Annotated in this window: 15 protein-coding genes; 4 read left to right on the top strand and 11 right to left on the bottom strand. The window is 66.6% G+C overall.

Going from position 1 to position 18,633, the window contains the following annotated elements; translation table 11 throughout:
* Nucleotides 1–291 precede the first annotated feature (291 nt).
* The 4 genes from HH308_RS04165 to HH308_RS04150 form a co-directional block, all read right to left on the bottom strand.
* Nucleotides 292–513, bottom strand: coding sequence for a ribbon-helix-helix protein, CopG family (locus tag HH308_RS04165; protein WP_170192903.1), 222 nt, complete (start codon nt 511–513; stop codon nt 292–294).
* A gap of 562 nt (nt 514–1,075) precedes the next feature.
* Nucleotides 1,076–4,438 carry an ATP-binding protein gene (locus tag HH308_RS04160; protein ID WP_170192902.1) on the bottom strand — a complete coding sequence of 1,121 codons (3,363 nt, stop codon included), beginning with the start codon at nt 4,436–4,438 and terminating at the stop codon, nt 1,076–1,078.
* Complete coding sequence (locus tag HH308_RS04155; protein ID WP_170192901.1) at nt 4,435–5,292, bottom strand: DUF4194 domain-containing protein; 858 nt, start codon at nt 5,290–5,292, stop codon at nt 4,435–4,437. Before HH308_RS04155 ends, HH308_RS04160 begins: the two co-directional genes overlap by 4 nt.
* Nucleotides 5,289–6,749, bottom strand: a complete 1,461-nt coding sequence (locus tag HH308_RS04150) for a DUF3375 domain-containing protein (RefSeq protein ID WP_170192900.1) — start codon at nt 6,747–6,749, stop codon at nt 5,289–5,291. The genes HH308_RS04155 and HH308_RS04150 overlap by 4 nt, the downstream gene beginning before the upstream one ends.
* A 242-nt stretch (nt 6,750–6,991) precedes the next feature.
* Between HH308_RS04150 and HH308_RS04145 the strand changes: the two genes are divergently transcribed.
* Nucleotides 6,992–9,040, top strand: coding sequence for an MDR family MFS transporter (locus tag HH308_RS04145; protein WP_312870356.1), 2,049 nt, complete (start codon nt 6,992–6,994; stop codon nt 9,038–9,040).
* A gap of 31 nt (nt 9,041–9,071) precedes the next feature.
* Here HH308_RS04145 and HH308_RS04140 read toward each other — a convergent pair whose 3' ends face one another.
* A complete protein-coding gene (locus HH308_RS04140) occupies nt 9,072–9,695 on the bottom strand; it encodes a TetR/AcrR family transcriptional regulator (RefSeq protein ID WP_170192988.1) in 624 nt (207 codons plus the stop codon).
* 318 nt (nt 9,696–10,013) lie between these two features.
* Here HH308_RS04140 and HH308_RS04135 point away from each other — a divergent pair, with 318 nt between their 5' ends.
* Nucleotides 10,014–11,411: a cytochrome P450 gene (locus HH308_RS04135; RefSeq protein WP_170192987.1), complete on the top strand. Its 1,398-nt coding sequence runs from the start codon at nt 10,014–10,016 to the stop codon at nt 11,409–11,411.
* A gap of 50 nt (nt 11,412–11,461) precedes the next feature.
* Here HH308_RS04135 and HH308_RS04130 read toward each other — a convergent pair whose 3' ends face one another.
* From HH308_RS04130 to HH308_RS04105, 6 genes are read right to left on the bottom strand one after another with little or no spacing between them, the layout of a single operon-like run.
* Nucleotides 11,462–11,770 (bottom strand): hypothetical protein, encoded by a 309-nt coding sequence (locus HH308_RS04130; RefSeq protein ID WP_170192899.1) that lies wholly within the window; start codon nt 11,768–11,770, stop codon nt 11,462–11,464.
* Between the two features lie 41 nt (nt 11,771–11,811).
* Entirely contained in the window at nt 11,812–13,050 is a 1,239-nt protein-coding gene (gene mshC, locus HH308_RS04125) for a cysteine--1-D-myo-inosityl 2-amino-2-deoxy-alpha-D-glucopyranoside ligase (protein ID WP_170192898.1), read from the bottom strand.
* A gap of 30 nt (nt 13,051–13,080) precedes the next feature.
* Complete coding sequence (locus HH308_RS04120) at nt 13,081–13,884, bottom strand: Rv2133c family protein (protein WP_170192897.1); 804 nt, start codon at nt 13,882–13,884, stop codon at nt 13,081–13,083.
* A complete protein-coding gene (locus tag HH308_RS04115) occupies nt 13,877–14,569 on the bottom strand; it encodes an Rv2134c family protein (RefSeq protein WP_170192896.1) in 693 nt (230 codons plus the stop codon). Before HH308_RS04115 ends, HH308_RS04120 begins: the two co-directional genes overlap by 8 nt.
* On the bottom strand, nt 14,569–15,303 hold the full coding sequence (locus HH308_RS04110) for an Rv2135c family putative phosphatase (RefSeq protein WP_170192895.1): 735 nt from the start codon (nt 15,301–15,303) through the stop codon (nt 14,569–14,571). The genes HH308_RS04115 and HH308_RS04110 overlap by 1 nt, the downstream gene beginning before the upstream one ends.
* A gap of 24 nt (nt 15,304–15,327) precedes the next feature.
* On the bottom strand, nt 15,328–16,170 hold the full coding sequence (locus HH308_RS04105) for an undecaprenyl-diphosphate phosphatase (protein WP_170192894.1): 843 nt from the start codon (nt 16,168–16,170) through the stop codon (nt 15,328–15,330).
* 56 nt (nt 16,171–16,226) lie between these two features.
* On the opposite strand from HH308_RS04105, the gene HH308_RS04100 reads away from it, so the two are divergent.
* Both HH308_RS04100 and HH308_RS04095 read left to right on the top strand, forming a co-directional pair.
* On the top strand, nt 16,227–17,237 hold the full coding sequence (locus HH308_RS04100; RefSeq protein WP_170192893.1) for a YncE family protein: 1,011 nt from the start codon (nt 16,227–16,229) through the stop codon (nt 17,235–17,237).
* Between the two features lie 44 nt (nt 17,238–17,281).
* Nucleotides 17,282–18,379: a quinone-dependent dihydroorotate dehydrogenase gene (locus tag HH308_RS04095; protein WP_170192986.1), complete on the top strand. Its 1,098-nt coding sequence runs from the start codon at nt 17,282–17,284 to the stop codon at nt 18,377–18,379.
* Nucleotides 18,380–18,633: the final 254 nt, after the last annotated feature.

Genomic DNA, 18,633 nt, shown 5'->3' with positions numbered 1-18,633 from the left:
TCACACTCAGCAGAACCTCAACACCAGGTGCGCGCGTGTCAACGTCTCGCGGGTGAGTGGAAACGCCCGTGAACGGTTCACCTCGTGTACTCGCGGACACCTCGCCGTTGACGGCGGGTGTGTGCGAGGAAACGAGGTGGACGTGGCGGTCATGGACAACCACAACACCCAAACCTCGGCAGTTGTACCCGATAACCTAGATGCGACGTTCCAGTGGGAGTAGGTCACATCGGCACCGTAAGTCGAGCGTCGGGCCAGCTGGGGGCCAATGTCTCGCTTTACGCACGACGTTCAGGCGGAATCGCGGAGTTCGTGCTCGACGACGCGTCGAATCCAAGCCGAGACGGATCGGTCGTCTGCGGCGGCTGCTGCGCGGATCTTCTCGAGGAGGTCGGCCGAGACGCGGACGGGTACGGTGGCCGTGAGCCGTCGCCGTCCGGGGCCCTGCGGTTCCTGGTTCTCGGGACGTGCGTAGAAGTTGTATTCCTCGTCGGGGGTCATGGGTTGATTCATCGGTCTCTCCGGTACTGGTCGGCGAGGTGTTTGGACGCTTGGTAACAGCCGATGGGCCGGCATTTGGTCAGGTCCGCGTCTCGGGATGGGGCTAGGGGCACCATGAGGACCTGGCCGTGAACCTCGGCGACCATCAGCCAGTGTGCGGGCGGTTTCGCGGGATAAAATATGGGGTCAGAAGCCCAGGCGTCGCGGATGTCTTCGATGCCCAAGCGGGATGTTTGAACAGGTGCGCGGCCTGAACGTCGATCTCGAACGGGTCGTCTCCATCAAGAAGGTCCAGATCGAAGAGTTCCGCCACGTACTCCAATGTATTACAAACGATTGCATTTTGAATACTGGTAAGTGGGACGTTGCTGTTGCCATGGCAGGTCGTTGTCGGCGGCGGGATCGCGCAGCGGGCGTAGCTCCGATGGTGGTGCGACTGGTGAACCCGACTAACTCGTTCCTCGCGGTCACCGGCCCCGCGAACTCACACCCGCGCTCGTTTACTTCAGCACGACGCCTTGCCTCGGCACTCGGAGAAGCGGGGTTCCTCGCTTCAGCTCGGAAACCCCACCCGCTACACCGGCAGTTGTGATCCGCTCCCCCGGCGCAGGTCGGAGAATTCTCGGATCGACGTCGACATCGCCGTCGCCACCGGCTGGCAATCTTGACCGGCCTCACTCTTGGACACCATGATCACGTTGTCGACGTAGGGCTGGATGGTGCTCGTATTCTGTACTGTCGCAACGATGATCAGTTGGAAACCGAATTTGCGGAAGGCGCTGAGCGCCTGCTGGGCGAACTGCGGATCCGACTTCGAGAACGCTTCGTCGAGCATCAGTTGCGCGAAGATCGGCCGATTGTCGGTACCGTTCGGGCTGGCCAGGTTGAAGCTCAGCGCACCGGCCAGGCAGAACGCCATCAGCTTCTCCTGCTCGCCGCCGGAGTTGTCGCCCGCATTGCTGTAGGTGCGGATCACCTCGCCGCTCGACGCGTCGTGCTCCTCGCAGTAGAAGTCGAATCGGTTGCGGACGTCGAGGGCGTCGCGGGTCCAGCTGCGGTCCTCGGGGGTCGCGCCGGCGAGGCGTTCGCGCAGCAGCAGGATGTCGGCGTACTGCTCGAGGATCGCCTGCTCATCACCGAAACTCACCGCCGTGGTTCGGGCTGAGATGAGCTTCGCGCGCTCGGTCAGTTCGGCGACGGCCGCAAGGTGTTTGCGCCCGGGAACCAAGCGCAGCCGGGTTCCCCGATTGAAGGCGACCGACGACAGCCCGGTGTTGACGCGCTCGATCTGCTCGACGATCCGCCGCTCTTCGGCGTCGGCCGCCATGTGCAGACCGAGGATCGCGCCCGGTGCCTGTTCGGTGATCAACCGCCGCATCCGCTCGTAGGCGGCCGGGAGCTCGCGCTCGTCGATCCGTCGGCTCACCGAGACATAGTCGTACACCCGCTCGTCGAAGTCCTCACCGTCGTTCGGGATGGCGTCGGGGAACTCGTCGTCGTAGGTGTCGAGGATGCGAGTCAGCTCGTCACGGGAGCGTCGAGCATCCGACCGCATCCGATCTCGGTCTTTCGCAACGGCTTTCAGCATTTCCTGGCGGTAGGGCTCGGGCGCCAGGACGTCGAGCGACGCCGTGGTCTCCGCGCGGAAGCCGTCGAGTGTGCCCTGCGTCTGCGGCAGGATCTCGTCGAAGGTGATCCGGTCCATCAGGTCGAGCAACTGGGTGCGACGGTCGTCGTGACGCGAAATCTTGTCGCGCACCAGTGCCGCCTGCGAAATGGCTGCCCGCACCTGCTCCCAGATGTCTTCGGCCTTGCGCTGTAACGCTTCGACGTCGGGGTTGTCGGCCATCAGCAGCTCGTACTGCTCGGTCAACTGGTCGAGGCGCTCGTCGGCGGTGTCGGTGTCGATCTCGCTCCACTGCGTGAACTGTTCTCCGACGCGACGATACGCATCGCGCCGCTGCTGTTTCTGCGTGCGGTCGGCGTCGAGTTCCGCCGTCGCCTCACGGGCGACGTCGTAGGCCCACTGGTCGGCCTCGAGCTCCTCGCGCAATGCGGTGATCTTCGCCTCGACGTTCCCGACGAAGATGTACTGCGACGCGCGCAGCGGCTGCCGGTCGTCCTTGACGGCCAACTTGGCCGAGTCTTTGCGCAGCCCCTGATCGGTGACAGCCTTGGGGTGGCCGACGAAGTCGGCGGGTGAATCGACGCAGACATAGTTGCCGAGCTTGGCCAGAATCGTCAATGCCTCTGCGGCACAAGGATGGTCGGGGTCGACGGCACGCAACGTGGCGCCCAGGGTGCCCGCCTCGGGCACCGGCATGGCGCGGTGCTCGGCATGGTGAATCTGGATGCGACCGCGCATGTCGTGATTGTTGACATAGCGCAGCGCGGCCCGAAAATGCCTGTCCGGCACGAGGAGTCGCAGTCCGGCGCCGCGCAGCACCTTCTCCACGGCCAGTCGCCAACGTTCCTCGTCGGGATGCAATTCGACGAGCTCGGCCACATAGCGCAGTTCCGACTCGTCGATCTGCAAGGCGTTGGCGAGGATTCGTCGCATCTCGTGTTCGGCGCGCGGCAACGCCGAACCGGCCTGCTGTACCCGGCTCATCTCGTCTCGCGCGCCGTCGCGGCGACTACGTGCGGCGACCTCGGCGGCGAGCAGCTCCGCGAAATGTCCCTTGCCCGCGTCGAGTTGGCCGTCGATCACGGTGGCCTCGCCGATCAGCTCCTCGCGCAGCGACCAGAACTCCCCGGCCTCGTCGGGTGCGGCGAAACCCAGCGCGGTGATCTTGTCCTCGTAGGAGGATCGCCGCGCGGAGGTCTCGCTGGCGGTCCGCTGCGCCGTAGACAACTGTTCCTGCAGCGGTGCAAGATCGCCGGTCGACGTCGCGATCCGCGACAGCAGATGGGAATGGTCCGACCGCAGCTGATCGTGTTGCGCGGTCAGCGCCGCCAACTCGCCGTCGAGACGGGCGATCTGCTCGTCGAGGTCCGCGACCTCGGGCTCGGCGTTGAGCAACCGAAGATTGTTGATGTAGGAGCGCACCGTGCCGGAATCGATCGTGTCGAGGACGGTGAAGGTGGCCGCCTCGGTGGCGTAGCGCTCCTGCACCGCCGCGATATTTCCCAGGATCGTTCGTTTGCGACGGGCGACGTCGAGCAGTTCGCGGGCCTCGACGAGCGGGTCGATCTGTTCGAGCGCGTCTTTGATCCCGACGATGCTCGTCGGGGCGTCGAGCATGAATTCCCGCACGAACTGTCCCAGCCCACCGACACTCTTGAGCGACTTGGCCTTGCCGAGGAGCTGCTGGGCGGCGTCGGAGCCGCGGATGCCGATCAAGGAGTACAGCGTCGCCAGGTACTTGCCCTCGCCCGGGCCGCCGCGCCACCCTCGCTCCCGAAAGATCGACGGGCTGTAATTGCCCGCGGCCCAGGCATTGCACACCTCGACGATGTCGGCGTCGCCGTCGTAGATGAAGTACGAACTGTGCGCGTCGGTCATCTTCCCGGCCGCGAGCCATTTGAGCACGAGACCCGTGATCGCCGTACCCGACGTCGACGTGTACGTCACCGAGATCGCCGCCCACGCCGGTCCGGTGCCACGCAGATACATCACCTCGCGGGTCGCATTAGTGCCGTCGCGACGCTCCCCCCACGCCCCGCGGACGTATTTTCCGACGGTGCGTTTCCCGCTCGACGACCCTGCCGCCGTCGCATCGCCGGAGGCGTTGAAATTGCGTCGATGATCGGGCAGGAATGCCAGCGAAATGGCATCGAGCAACGACGACTTGCCGCTGCCCGACGACCCGGTGATCAACGAGCCGCCCGCGCTGAACGGAATCGTGTGATAGCCGTCGAACACGCCCCAGTTGATCAACTGCAACCTGGACAACCGGTATTGATCGACGTCGGAGCCGCGCTGCGCACTGCTCACCACTCGTCCTCCTCGTCTTCGGCGTCGTCGGAGTCGGAGTCGGCGTCCTCCGAATCGGCGTCGTCCTCGTAGCGCTCGGCGTCGACGCCGTCCGGCGGTTGCGCCCCCTCCTCGCCGGAGCCGATGAACTGCTCGAACTCCCGTTGCAGATCGCTGATCACCGACGCCGTCATGACCGCCGAGATGACCGGACTGACGGTGAAGGTGTCCGGGTCGTCACGGTGCCCGCGCAGGAAGGCCAGTTCCACCATCTTGTCGATGGCGTGGTCGATGCGCTTGTCGAACTGGGCGAGGTCGCGATCGATCGTGTTGGTGACGCCGGCGAACATCTCGTGGATGTCTTCGCGAGTGATCAGGACGTGCTCGTTGCGTGCGGCGCGTAGGTACTTGGCCAGGTGCAGCGCCAGGATCGCGTCATAGGTGTGGATCGTCTCGCGCTTGAGAATCCTTCGGCCCCAACGTGATTCATATCCAGCCTGCTCGACGAACGCCACCTCGAGCTCGTCGACGACGCGCAGCCGCAGGTCGAGCTCGGACAGTCGCACCCGCAGTTCGTCGCGGTATTGGCTGACCCAGCTCCACAGCTGCGGTTGCTGTTCGCCGCTGATGTGGCGGCGGGTCAGCAGATTCTGCAGCGCCCAGCAGGCGCGGTCGGGCAGCGCCGAGACGTCACCGTCGAACCGCGGCAGCCGTGGGCCGTCGGAGCCTGCCTTCGCCACCGACGGCAGATCGTCGTATCCGGCGAACTCCTCGGGCGTCGGCGTCACCGACGTGCCGGCATCACGCGTCGCCGCGTCAGCGGAGTCAGGGGCATCGGAGCCGTCGGCGTTGATCGCATCGAGGTCGGTGGTCACAGTGCTTGCGCCTCCGCGGTCGGGATGGGTTCGGTGAACAACAGGTCGGGTATCTCGATGGCGCGGTCGGCGCCGGCCATCGACCGAAAACGGACCTGCGTCGAGCGCTCGCCACTACCCGCGGGTTGTTTCAGTGCCCACGACCACAGCACGATGACGTGTGCCAGGTAGGGCTCGTCGAGTCGGTCGATGACGTCGGCCAATGCGATGGGCCCCTGGGCCACCGCCGAGTTGACGAACTCGGTCAGCTCGACCGTGTCTACCTGCCCGGTGAGCGACGCGAAGGAGGACAGATCGGCGCCGCCGCCGGCGGCGAGCGCCGGAGCGGGTGGCGCCGGGGTGCGGATCTCGAACGCGAGCCTCCCCACCGAGGTGACGGCGGGTTTGGCCAAGGGCAGTTCGTAACCGATGCGACGATCGGCGAGGGATGTCTTGAGCATCTCGTTGGCACTGGCCAGCGCGTCGTTGAGCTGTCGCGCGATGCCCCGGCTCTGTTCAAGCGTGCCTGCCGCGACGAATCGCCGGATACGACGGGCACAGCGTTGCCTGGTCCGGCCGACCTCCCCCATCTGCTCGGTGACCAGCGCGAAGAAGTTGTCCATCACCGAGCGCAGACCCGGCTCGATGTCGGGCAGCGCAGTGGTGAGCGTGTCGATGTCGGCGACGAGGCGGGCACGCGCGGCGGGATCTTGAACCATCTGGCTGAACGCGTGATAGGACGCACTCTGCGGCGATTCCAACAGCGCCTCGTAGTCGTCGAACATCTGGCGCTGCCGGTCGCGGTAAGCGAGGTCGGAGTCGCCGGGGTCGTCGAGCAGCGCGGTGGTGATCCGGTCGAGCAGGGCGCCGTACTGGCCGATGTCGGAGATGATCTGTTCCATCTGGTAGGCGATCGCCCGCGCCTCATCGTGCGCCGCGGACATGTCGGGCTCGGGGCGTACACCGGCGTCGAGGTCGGCGAGTTCGAGATCGAGTTCGTGGCGTGCCGATTCGATCTCCTCCCGGATGAGGTCCGGATCGCTGATCACCTGGCCCGCGACACGGCGTAGCCCGGCCGCGACGCCGTTGATCGACCCACCCGTCGCGACGCTGTCCTCGCGGCGCAGGCGGCGCATGTAGTCGAGCACCGAGCGGGCCTCGCTCGTCAGATAGCAAGTGATCGTAGGCGCGGAACCGCCGGTGTCGGTGATGCGGTGCAACCACCCCTGCCGGGCCCACAGTTTCACCAGGTCGGCGCCGCCGGACTGATCGGGAGCCCCGAGTTCGGCGAGGTCGCGTTCGAGGCGGATGGCGAGTTCGGTCTCGTTGAGGCGGGTCCCGAAATCGAGGTGCCGCTCCATCAATGTGACGTAGAGCGCCGAGTTGGTGGCCGCGAACAGCCGCACCGCGGCCGAGCGGGCAATGGTGCGATTCGCTTCCCAAGCAGCGGAAAGCGCCGACTGGGTCAAGTTCTCCATGGCCGCCTCCGCACGACTCGCAGTTCTCATCGGACCCGACGATCTTGCCACGTGCCGCGGGTGTGACGACCATCGCGTCGGTGCGCCCGGTGGATAACCCGCGCTGCGCCGCGCCGCTGTGCACAACCGTCCAAGTCACCCGCCGGGGAAGTCGAGCGGTAGTACAGTTCGACTCGCTTGTGAGATACGCCCGAAAAGTCCCCTCGCGCGGCACACCGATGCCCCAGCAGATGGAGAACGCAGTGTCGACGACCCTCGCAGACGCGGAACCCGTTGCCGCCGAATCGATTTCAGTTTCGCAGCGCAATATCATCTTCGGCACGATCGCCATCGGCATGCTGCTCGCGGCGCTGGATCAGACCATTGTGTCGACCGCCCTGCCGACCATCGTCGGCGACCTCGGCGGTGCCGGACACATGAGCTGGGTGGTGACGTCGTACATGCTCGCCGAGACCGTCTCGGTCGTCCTGGCCGGCAAATTCGGAGATCTGTACGGCCGCAAGGCCATCCTGATGTTCTCGGTGATCGTCTTCATCACCGGGTCGTTCTTCTCCGGACTCGCGCTGAACATGGAGATGCTGATCATCGCGCGGGCAGTGCAGGGCATCGGCGCGGGCGGCATCACGGTGACCGCGACGGCAATCATCGGCGACGTGATTCCGCTGCGCGAACGCGGCAAATATCAAGGCGGCCTCGGTTCGGTCTTCGGTGTCGCCACCGTCATCGGCCCGCTGCTCGGCGGATTCTTCACCGACACGTTCAGCTGGCGCTGGGTGTTCTACATCAACGTCCCCATCGCGGTCGTCGTCGTCATCCTCGCCGTCCGCTACATTCCCGGCGCCAGCGAGAAGATCCGGGCCCGGATCGACTACCTGGGCGTCGTGTTCGTGTCTTTGGGCAGCGTCGGGCTGACACTCGCATTGTCGTGGGGTGGTTCGGAGTACGCGTGGGGATCGCCGGTCATCATCGGCCTGTTCGTCGGTGCGGTGGTGGCGCTGGCGATCTTCGTCGTCGTGGAGACACGTGCCGCCGAGCCGATCCTGCCGATGCATCTGTTCCGCCGACCGGTGTTCACCATCGCGTCGACTCTCGCGTTCATCGTCGGATTCGCGATGCTGGGCACCATGACCTTCCTGCCGTCATTTCTGCAGTACGTGCAGGGGACGTCGGCGACGATGTCGGGCCTGCGCACCCTGCCGATGGTCGTCGGTCTGCTGCTCACGTCGGTGTTCTCGGGGGCCGTCGTCGGGCGGACCGGCAAGTACAAGGTGTTTCCGATCGCCGGGTCGGCGGTGATGGCGGTCGGGCTGTACCTGCTGTCGCTGATGGATCAGGACACCTCCATCGTCGTCACGTCGGTGTACATGTTCGTGCTCGGTGCCGGAATCGGTCTGATCATGCAGATCCTCACCCTCGTGGTGCAGAACACGTCGAGTTACGCCGACCTCGGCACCTCCACGTCGGCGGTGACCTTCTTCCGCACACTGGGCAGTTCGTTCGGCGCGGCGGTGATGGGCACGCTGTATTCCAATCAACTCAATTCCGAGTTGCCGGCCGCGATGCGGCAGGCCGGAGTCACCGACCCGTCGGTGGCCGCCGAGCCGATGCGGCTGCATGCACTGCCCGCACCGCAGCGGGCACCGATCGTCGAAGCGTATGCGGACACCCTGTCGCATGTCTTCCTCTGGGTGGTCCCGGTAGCCGTCGTCGGGCTGATTCTCGCGTTCTTTCTGCCGCAGGTGGCGATGCGACAAGACGCCAAAGACGTCGCCCGCAGCCCCGCCGAAGGCTTCGGCATGCCCGACTCGTCGTCGTCGCAGACGCAGCTCGAGACGATCATCGGCCGGGTCCTGCGCAAACGCGGGCGCGGCGCACTCGGCGACGCCCTGGCTGCGGCGGGCAGTCCGCTGAGTGTCGCGACCGCGTGGGGACTGCTCCGGGTGGGACTGCCCGAACGCTACCTCGACACCGAGGTCGGACAGGCCGACATCGAGCGGCGCCTCGGTATCCCCGACGGTGTCCTGACGTCGTTCTTCGACGAGATCGTCGACGCCGGGTATCTCGTGCGGCGCGGCACGGTTCTCGCACCGACCGAGGCCGGTCGGGTGGAGATCGAGCGGATCTTCGGAGCGTGGCGCGACTGGCTGGTCGACCAGGTCCGGGACTGGTTGCCCGCCGAAAGCCCCACGGAGCCGGCAGCTCTCACGACCGAGGTGAACGCCGCGCTCCTGCGCATCGCGCGGCGGGCCATCGCCGAGCACTACCAGCCGGGCCGCCACGTCCTGCAATGACGTGGCTGCGCCTGTTTCACTCCGGCCGAGCTCAGCGCAGCGGGAGCCCGGCTTCCAACAGGTCGATGGCCGCCATCAGGGTGTCCAGCGTGCCCGGCTCCATCGGGTCGGCGGTGTCCTCGGAAATGTGAAAGAGAACTCCGGCGACCGCCCAGATGAACGTTTTGAGGCGCAGGTCGTCCACGCCGACGCCGGTGTAGTCCGAAATCATTTGCGCCGCATCGGAAATCGATTGATCGGCCTCCAGGCTGTAGCGGGTGTGCAAAGCCGGTTCGGAGCGGATGAGCGCCATCCGCGCGGGGTCGCTGGCCCACGGGTCGTTGGCCGCCGTGGTGTACATCGTCGAGACCATGCGGCGCACGAGGTCGAAATGCGACAGCCCAGGTTCGATCGACTCGAATGCCTCAATCACCTCATCGTGCAGGTCGTCGGAGATGACGACCAGTTCCTTTGATCCGAAATAGCGGAAGAAGGTGGTGTGCGAGACCTGCGCCTCTTCGGCGATCTGTTCCACCGTCGTCTTGGCATACCCCTGCGCGGCAAACAGTTTCATCGCGGCCTGGCGGATCGCGGTGCGAGTGCGCTGCTTGTGCTCGGCACGGGCGCCGGCCCTCTGCTTGGTCGATGGCTGCCGGCCAGTCGTACCGATCGCCATGTCCACTCCTGCTCCTTGCCTCGACGCGGGCGGTCAGCCGCACGCCCCGAGAATGTTCACCAGCGCCACACCCGCACCCGCGGGCGTACGCAACGTCGGAGTCCAGACTATTCATCCGTCGCAACCGCGACGCGGCCGGTCCTCGCCCACCCACCGGCGCGGTGAGAACCCGACAGAACACACTCGCGGAGATCTATCCGTCACGCAAGAATTTCGGTATGGTCGCCAAAAGAAACAAGTTTTCATTTTTGTGCCAACACCGTGAACCGAGGAGTCGCCGTGCTGTTGCCGACCGTGACGAAGTCGCTGTTACCCGACATGAAGAAGACATTCCAAACCACTCTCGGCGCGGCGTCGGCCCGGTATCCCTCGCAGGTAGAGCCACTGGCGGCGCCGCCCGCCGGGTCCGATCTCAAGCCGGTGATGGGCGACTACGGAATGCCACTTCTCGGGCACACATTGGAGACGCTGGCCGATCCGCTGCCGACCATGCTCGAGCGGTATGAGCGGTTCGGCCCGCTGTCGTGGTCGGGGTCGCTGGGCATGAAGATCGTGCAGGTCGTCGGGCCGGCCGCCGTCGAGCAGGCCTGGATGAACAAGGACAAGGCCTTTTCCAGCGAACAGGGCTGGGAACCGATCATCGGCCCCTTCTTTCGGCGCGGCATCATGCTGATGGATTTCGACGAGCACATGGCGCACCGCCGCATTCTGCAGCAGGCCTTCAGTCGCCCGCGGTTGCTCGCCTATCTCGACCTGATGAATCCGCGCATCTCCGCGACGCTGGACGGGTGGGAACTCAGCAGTTCGTTCCCCGTCTACACGCGCGCCAAGGACATGTTGCTCGCCGTCGCCAACGAGGTCTTCATGGGCGTGGAGATCGGCGATCAGGCAGCCGAGCTCGCGCAGGCGTTCGAGGCCGCCGTCCACGGCGGGCAAGCCATCATCCGCGCCGACGTCAAGTACGGAACGTGGGCCCGCGGCCTGCGGGGCCGCGAGCGACTGCAGGAATTCTTCCGCTCGGAGATCGCCGGCCGCCGCGCCGGGGCGGGCGACGACCTGTTCAGTGTTCTGTGCCACAGCGAAAGTGCGGAAGGTGAGACGTTCACCGACGAAGACATCGTCAACCACATGATCTTCGCGATGATGGCGGCGCATGACACCAGCACGATCGCGGTGTCGATGATGACCTACTTCCTCGGCCGCGATCCGGCCTGGCAGGACCGCGTGCGCGCCGAATCATTGGCACTCGATAAGAAGACGCTCGACTACGACGATCTCGACGCCCTGCCGAGTCTCGACCTCGCCTTCAAGGAGACGCTGCGCTACAACGCGCCGGTCGGAATGCTGTTCCGCAAGGCGATCAAGGACACCGAACTCGTCGGGCAGTTCATTCCGAAGGGCACCGTCATCTCGATCAACCCCTGGGCGACGATGCAACTCGCGCAGTGGTGGCCCAACCCGACGACGTGGGATCCGGATCGCTTCGCGCCGCAGCGCCGCGAAGACAAGGTGCACCGCTTCGCCTGGGCGCCGTTCGGCGGCGGTGCGCACAAATGCATCGGCCTGTACTTCGGCGGGATGGAAGTCAAGGCGATCATGCACCAGATGGTGCAGCAGTTCGAGTGGACGGTCCCCGCCGGCTACTTCCCCGCGATGACCTACGGCACCGGCCCTACCCCAGCCGACGGCCTGCCGATCGACATCAGGCGCAGGTAGGCCACTCGGCTACCGCGGCGGTAACCTTTCACACTGCGCTGGTTGCCGACCTAGCCGATCTTCTCGATCGACACCACCGGCGTCGTGATCCGCCAGGTTCGCACGTCGGGGTCGTCGGCGGCGCGGACCCAGAATTGCGCCGACTCGCCGACCCGGCACGACTTCACGCCCAGCAGCGGAATGTCTTCGGAGTCGCGGCGCAACCGGGAGACCGACCAGTTCTCGTCGTCGGAGCTGCCGACTCCGGGAGCGCGCAGCAATGTCATCTCGGCGAAGTCGAGCAGGTAGGTCGAGGTGCGAGTCACCACGGTCCACACGCCGTCTTTGGTGTCGGGATCGATCTCGGTCGCTTGGGCCACGGAAAGACTTTATCCACCCGACGTCGGCGCGTGCCAGCGTGTCAGAGCTTCACACCCAGCAATGCGTCGACGACCTGCGCGACGGCGGCACCCGCATCCGGGTCCGATCCGATGCCCAGCGCGACGTCGGCGGCCCAACCGTCAATGGCCGCAAGAGCTTTCGGGGTGTCGAGATCGTCGGCGAGGTGCTGGCGCACCCGCGCGATCACGGCGTCGGCGGTGGGCGCCGACGACGCTGCGACGGCCGCGCGCCACCGTGCCAGCCGGGCCACCCCGGCGTCGAGCACCTCGTCGGACCACATCCGGTCGCCGCGGTAGTGCTCGGCGAGCAGTGCCAGCCGCACGGCACCGGAGTCGACGCCCTGCTCGCGCAGTTTGTGAACGAAGACCAGATTGCCGCGGCTCTTCGACATCTTCTCGCCGTCGAGGCCCATCATGCCGGTGTGCACGTAGTGCCGCGCGAAGCGCCGGTCGGCGTGCAGCGCCTCACCGTGCGCGGCGGAGAACTCGTGGTGCGGGAAGATCAAGTCGTTGCCGCCACCCTGGATGTCGAACTCGATACCGAGCCGGTTCAGCGCGATCGCCGAACACTCGACGTGCCAGCCGGGCCGGCCGGGACCCATCGGCGATGGCCACGAAGGCTCACCCGGCCGCTCCGCACGCCACAGCACGGCGTCGAGCGTGTCCCGTTTGCCTGCCCGATCCGGGTCGCCGCCGCGCTCGGCGAAGAACTTCTCCATCGTCGCCCGGTCGTAGCCGGACTCGTAGCCGAAGGTCTCGGTGGCGTCGGTGCGGTGATAGACGTCGGGGAACTCGGCGTCGTCGACGATGTAGGCCGCACCGCTGGCGAGCAGTTTGCCGACCATCTCGACCACTTCGCCGACCGTCTCCATCGCCCCGACGTACTCGCGTGGCGGCAGCACGCGCAGGGCTTCCATGTCGTCGCGGAACAGCTGGATCTCCCGGGTACCGAGATCACGCCAGTCGATGCCGTCGCGTTCGGCGCGTTCGAACAGCGGATCGTCGACGTCGGTGACGTTCTGCACATAGTGCACCTCGTGCCCGAGGTCACGCAGTACCCGGTTGACGGTGTCGAAGGTGACGTAGGTTGCGGCGTGGCCCATGTGCGTCGCGTCGTACGGGGTGATTCCGCACACGTACATCGTCGCTTCGGGACCGGGAGTGACCGGCTGCACCTGACGGGCGGCGGTGTCGTAGAGGCGAAGAGCTGGTGGATTACCGGTGATCTCGGGAATCGTTGGAGAAGACCACGACTGCATGATCTCCACTGTATGACCCGGCCGCAACGCTCAGAACGGCGGCCACGGTATTGGCCGATGCGGCGGCGGCACCGGCATGATCGCACCGGCCGCGAGCACCGCGCAGCGGGCCGCGAGCGCATCGAGTTCGACGGCGGTCAGGTGTGCGGCGAGTTGCGCGCGCAGCGGATCCCCGACGTCGCGCAGTCTGGCGGCGAGCCGCTCGACGTCGGCGAGCAGCGTCGCGGGGATCTGCTCGCCGGCCCACCCCCACAGCACGGTGCGCAGTTTGTCGTCGGCGTGCAGGCAGATGCCGTGGTCGATGCCGTACAGCCGCCCGTCGTCGGTGCGCAGGATATGGCCGCCCTTGCGGTCGGCGTTGTTGATGATCACGTCGAGCACCGCCAGTTGACGCAGCCGGTCGGCCGACTGGTGAACGAGCACCACCGGGCGGTCGGCGGCGTCGTAGGCGCGCAGAATCACCTTGACCCCGGGGGGCACGGCGTCGACCGGCACCAAGTCGACGACGTCGACGTCGGGTTCGTCGTCGGGCAGGTCGATCCAGCGTTGCACCATGCCCGGTCCGAGGGGCGCCTCGACGCGCAGCACGGTCTCCGGGATCAGTCCCCAGCCGAGCGCCTGCGAGATCTCATACGACGCCACCTCGCGGTCGGCCAGGGTGCCGTCGGGAAAATCCCACAGCGGAGCCTCTCCGCGAATCGGCTTGTAGACGCAGCGCACCGGTTCGCCGTCGCCGAGCCGTGCCTCGCACACCAGGGTGGCGTTGCTCGCGTGCGGCACTCGGCCGAGGATCTCGATGTCGCCGTCACGCAGGATCGTCTCGACGTCAGCCACGCGGCGGTGCGTCCGGGTCGTCGGTGTCGTCGTCGGGCTCCTCGTCGGTGTCGAACAGACCCGTATCCACCTGCTGCGCGAGCCGGTTGAGGACCTCGGGATCGATGAACTCGCCCGCGGGGCTGAAACCGACGTCGCGCCGGTAGCCGTTGGTACGCACGCACAGGTGCCCCGACGGGTCCAGCGGATCACCGCACAACGGGCACGGCGGACGCCCGGCCGACAGCACCCGCAACGACCGCGCGGCGAAGGCGCGGGCCGCTTCGGTGGTCAGGAACACGCGCACGGCGTCGGGGCCTTCGTCGGCGTCGTCGAGCACGATGCTCTCGTCGAAGTCGCCGTCGGTCACGGCGAGCAATTCGACGACCACCGACTGCGCATCGGCATCCCAGCCGAGCCCCATCGTCCCGACCCGGAACTCCGCGTCGATCGGGGTGATCAGCCCGGAGAGGTCGGTGACCGTGCGGGTGCGCGGCGGAACGTCGGCGTTGAAGCGCCGGGCGATCTCGTCGAGCAGCGTGTCGATGCGGTCGGTCAGAATGGCGACCTGCTGTTTCTCCAGGGCGACGCTGATCACCCGCGACTCGTGGACCGCCTGCAGGAAGAACGATCGATCGCCGGGTTCGCCGACGGTGCCCGCGATGAATCGGTCGGGGCTTCGGAACACATGTATGGCGCGTGGCATCAGACCTCCGTGGCTCCAGTCAGTATCTCGCTGCCGGTGCTGCCGCCGATCGCGTCGGCGTGGTGGCCGTTGGTCGCGGCCGCAGCCTCCTCGGTCTTCGGCGGCCGCGGCAATGGCACGGCCACCACCGCGGTCGAATTGACGGTATGCACCGAGGGTCGGGTCGGATGGTATTGGATGACGCTCATCGACGCCGGTTCGACGACGATGCGCTGAAAACTGTCGAGGTGGCTGCACATCGCATCGGCGATGACACTCTTGATGACGTCGCCGTGCGAACAGGCCACCCAGATCTGGTCGCCGTCCGGGCCGCCCAGTTCACGATCGAGACGCCGAATCGCGGCGACCGCCCGGTTCTGCACCTGCGCCAGCCCCTCGCCGCCCGGGAAGACCGCCGCCGACGGATGCTGCTGCACGGTCTTCCACAACGGCTGCGCCAACAGATCCTTGATCGGCTGATTGGTCCACTCGCCGTAGTCGACCTCCACCAGGTCGTCGACGACGATTTCCGGCACGTCGATCGACGCCAACAAGGGCGCGACGGTTTCGGCGCAACGCTGCAACGGCGAGCGCGCCACCGCGACGATCTTGTCGCGGCACGCCGATAGGCGTTCGACGAGTGCGGCGGCCTGCGCGCGCCCGGTCTCGTCGAGTCCGATTCCCGGGGTGCGCCCGGCCAGTTGAGCGCGCGCATTGGCCACCGAACGTCCGTGCCGCAGCAGAATGACGGTCATGGTGTTCCAGAGTAGTGCGTCGGATCAGGTGGCGCTGATGACTCCCGCCCCGAGCAGCGCGAGGACAGTGGCGCCGAGCAGAACCCGGTAGCCGCCGAACCAGTTCATCGAGTGGTGCGAGACGAACTTCAGCAGCCAGGCGATCGAGATGTAGCCCAGCACGAAGGCGATGAAGGTGGCCACCAGGATCTGCGGCCCGCTCGCCGCCATCACCCCTTCTTCCGGCGCGAATGCGTCTTTGAGGCTGTAGAGCCCGGACCCCAGCACCGCGGGAATCGCGATCAGGAACGAGAAGCGGAACGACGCCGCGCGATCGAGTCCGAGGAACAGGCCGGCGCTCGCCGTCGACCCCGACCTCGACACGCCCGGCACCAGCGCCAGACACTGGGCCAGTCCCATGATGAGGCCGTCGCGCAGGGTCAATTGCTCCAGGCCCCGACGTTGCGTCGCATACCGCTCGGCCAGCCAGAACACGCCGGAGAACAGGATCAACACGGTCGCGGTGATCCACAGATTCCGGGCCACGGTACGGATCTCGTCCTTCAGCAACACCCCGAGCACCACGATCGGGATGGTCGCGAAGATCACATACCAGCCCATCCGGTAGTCGAGGTCGCGCTGATCGGCGTCGAACAGTCCGCGGAACCAGGCCGCGATGATCCGGCCGATGTCTTTGGCGAAGAACAGCAACACCGCCGCTTCGGTCCCGAGTTGGGTCACCGCGGTGAACGACGCGCCCGCATCGCCGCCGAACATCACCTCCGATGCGATGCGCAGATGGCCAGACGACGAGATCGGCAGGAATTCGGTCAGCCCCTGCAATGCGCCCAGAACGATCGCCTGCGCCCAGTTCATGGTGTCAGTCACGGCCGCAGATGCTACCTGGAATCGGGCATGGTTTTTCAGTGCCGCAAGATAGAGCCATGGGACGTTCTGCGGTGCGAGTGAGTTATGCGGTGGTGGCCGCGCTAGCGGCGGTCGGGTTGATCAGCGGATGCGGCAACGACAAGTCGACGACCCCCGATGTCGAGACCGTGACCCCCGCCACCGCCGTTCAGGCACCCGTCACCTCTACGAAAGCCCCTGCCGGACAGTTGATTCCGCTTCCCGCCGGCGCGGTCGGCGTGACGCTCGACACGACCGGGCACACGATGGCGATCCTGAGCTCGGACGGCACGACGGTGTGGCTGAAGCCGGTGAGCGATCTCACAGCGCAGCCGCGCGTGGTCGCGGTCGACGGCCTCACTCGGATCATCGCAGCACCGTCGGGCGGGTTCCTCGGCGTCGGACCCAAGCGGCTCGTCGCCATCGCCGACGACGGCGCGCTGACACGTCACGAGATCGACGTCGCCGCACCGCTGTCGATCGCGACCATCAGCGGCGGCGACGCCCTGGTCGGCTCGGCCGACGGGCACGTGCGCGAGTTCGACGCCGCGGGCAAGCAGGTCCGCGACATCGGCGGACTGGTCCGCGCCGACGACATCGCCGTGCACGACGACCAGATCGTCGTCCTCGACCGTGCGCAGTCGTCGGTGACACAACTCAAACTCGGCGATTCGAGCCTCGGCCTGTCGCTGCGCGTCGGCGACGGCGCCACCACCCTGATCAGCGACCATTTCGGCCGCTTCATCAGCGCTAACACGCGCGACAACGAGATCGTCGGATTCTTCGGCGACCCGCTGGTGATGCGGTTTCGCGGCCCCGTCGCCGACGGCCCGTACGCCCTCGCCTACGACGACAGGGCAAACCTGTTGTGGGTCAGCGTGACCGGCCGCAACGAAGTCGTCGCCTACGACCTGGGCAGCGGCGAACCCATCGAGAAGAAGCGGATTGCGACTGTGGCACAACCGGATTCGATCGCGATCGACAAGGCGACCGGCACCCTGTACGTGGCGTCGGCCACGGGCGCGGGACTCGCGGTGGTGACTCGATGAGCGCCCCGTCACCGCGGGCCGGCGTCGACCTCGCGATCGACCGAATCCTCAAGGTACTCAACGCGATCCTCTATCCCCCGCTGCTCAAGATGATGTTCCTGGCGGCACCGGAGACGATCCACGGCGTCGCCGCCCGGGCGATCCGCATCGCGGGCAACCTGTGGGGCCTGCGCCAGCTCACCGCCGCGCTGTTGGCCCGCCCGGATTCGGTTCTCGCACAACGTGTTTTCGGCGTCGACTTTCCCGCCCCACTCGGACTGGCCGCGGGCTTCGACAAGACCGCGGCGTCGGCCAACTCGTGGGGACAGCTCGGTTTCGGCTACGCCGAGGTGGGGACGATCACCGGCCGCGCGCAGCCGGGCAACCCGCAACCCCGGCTCTTCCGTCTGCCGGCGGACAAGGCACTGATCAATCGGATGGGATTCAACAATCCCGGCGCCGAGCAGGCCGCGAAGAATCTGTCGGCGCTACGTCCCGGACCGGTCCGGGTGCCGATCGGCGCGAACATCGGCAAGACCAAGGTGGTCGAGCCGGCCGATGCCGCCGACGACTACCGGTTCAGCGCACGGCTCCTCGCGCCACTCGCCGACTTCGTCGTCGTCAACGTCAGCTCCCCCAACACCCCCGGTCTGCGTGACCTGCAGGCCGTCGATTCGTTGCGGCCCATCCTGTCCGCGGTCCTCGCCGAGACGCAGAAGCCGGTGCTGGTGAAGATCGCCCCCGACCTCGCCGATGCCGACGTCGACGCCGTCGCCGACCTCGCCGTCGAACTAGGACTGGCAGGCATCGTCGCCACCAACACCACCATTTCGCGCAACGGTCTGGTCACACCCGACGCCGACGTCGAGGCCGCGGGTGCGGGCGGACTGTCGGGGCCGCCGGTCAAGGAACGCTCCCTGGAGGTGTTGCGTCGCCTGTACGCGCGCGTCGGCGACGACCTCGTCCTCGTCAGCGTCGGCGGGATCGAGACGGCCGACGACGCGTGGGAACGCATCCGCGCCGGCGCCACCCTGCTGCAGGGCTACACCGCGTTCATCTACGGCGGCCCGCTATGGGCACACCTGATCCACGCGGGCCTGGCCCGGCGCGTCAAGGCGGCGGGGTTCACCTCGATCTCCGACGCGGTGGGCAGCGGGAGCTAGCGGCCGAAGCGAGTGCCGCCCAGCCTCTGATGGAGCGAATACACCTCGGCCCCTGATGGAGCGAACACCACCCGCTGATTGAGCGAGCGCAGCGAGTCGAAATCACGATGACACAACAGGTTTCGCGCGACCGTTCAGCCACGACTCAGCGAAATCCGTTGTCTCACCATGGTTTCGACACGCTCGTCGCTAACGCTCCTCACGGCTCAACCAACGGAGGGCGAAGCGAGGCATGAGCATCGGTTAACCCCGCT

The organism is Gordonia asplenii (assembly GCF_012933505.1).
GTDB lineage: Bacteria > Actinomycetota > Actinomycetes > Mycobacteriales > Mycobacteriaceae > Gordonia > Gordonia asplenii.
This window is presented reverse-complemented; position numbering and strand designations above follow the sequence as displayed.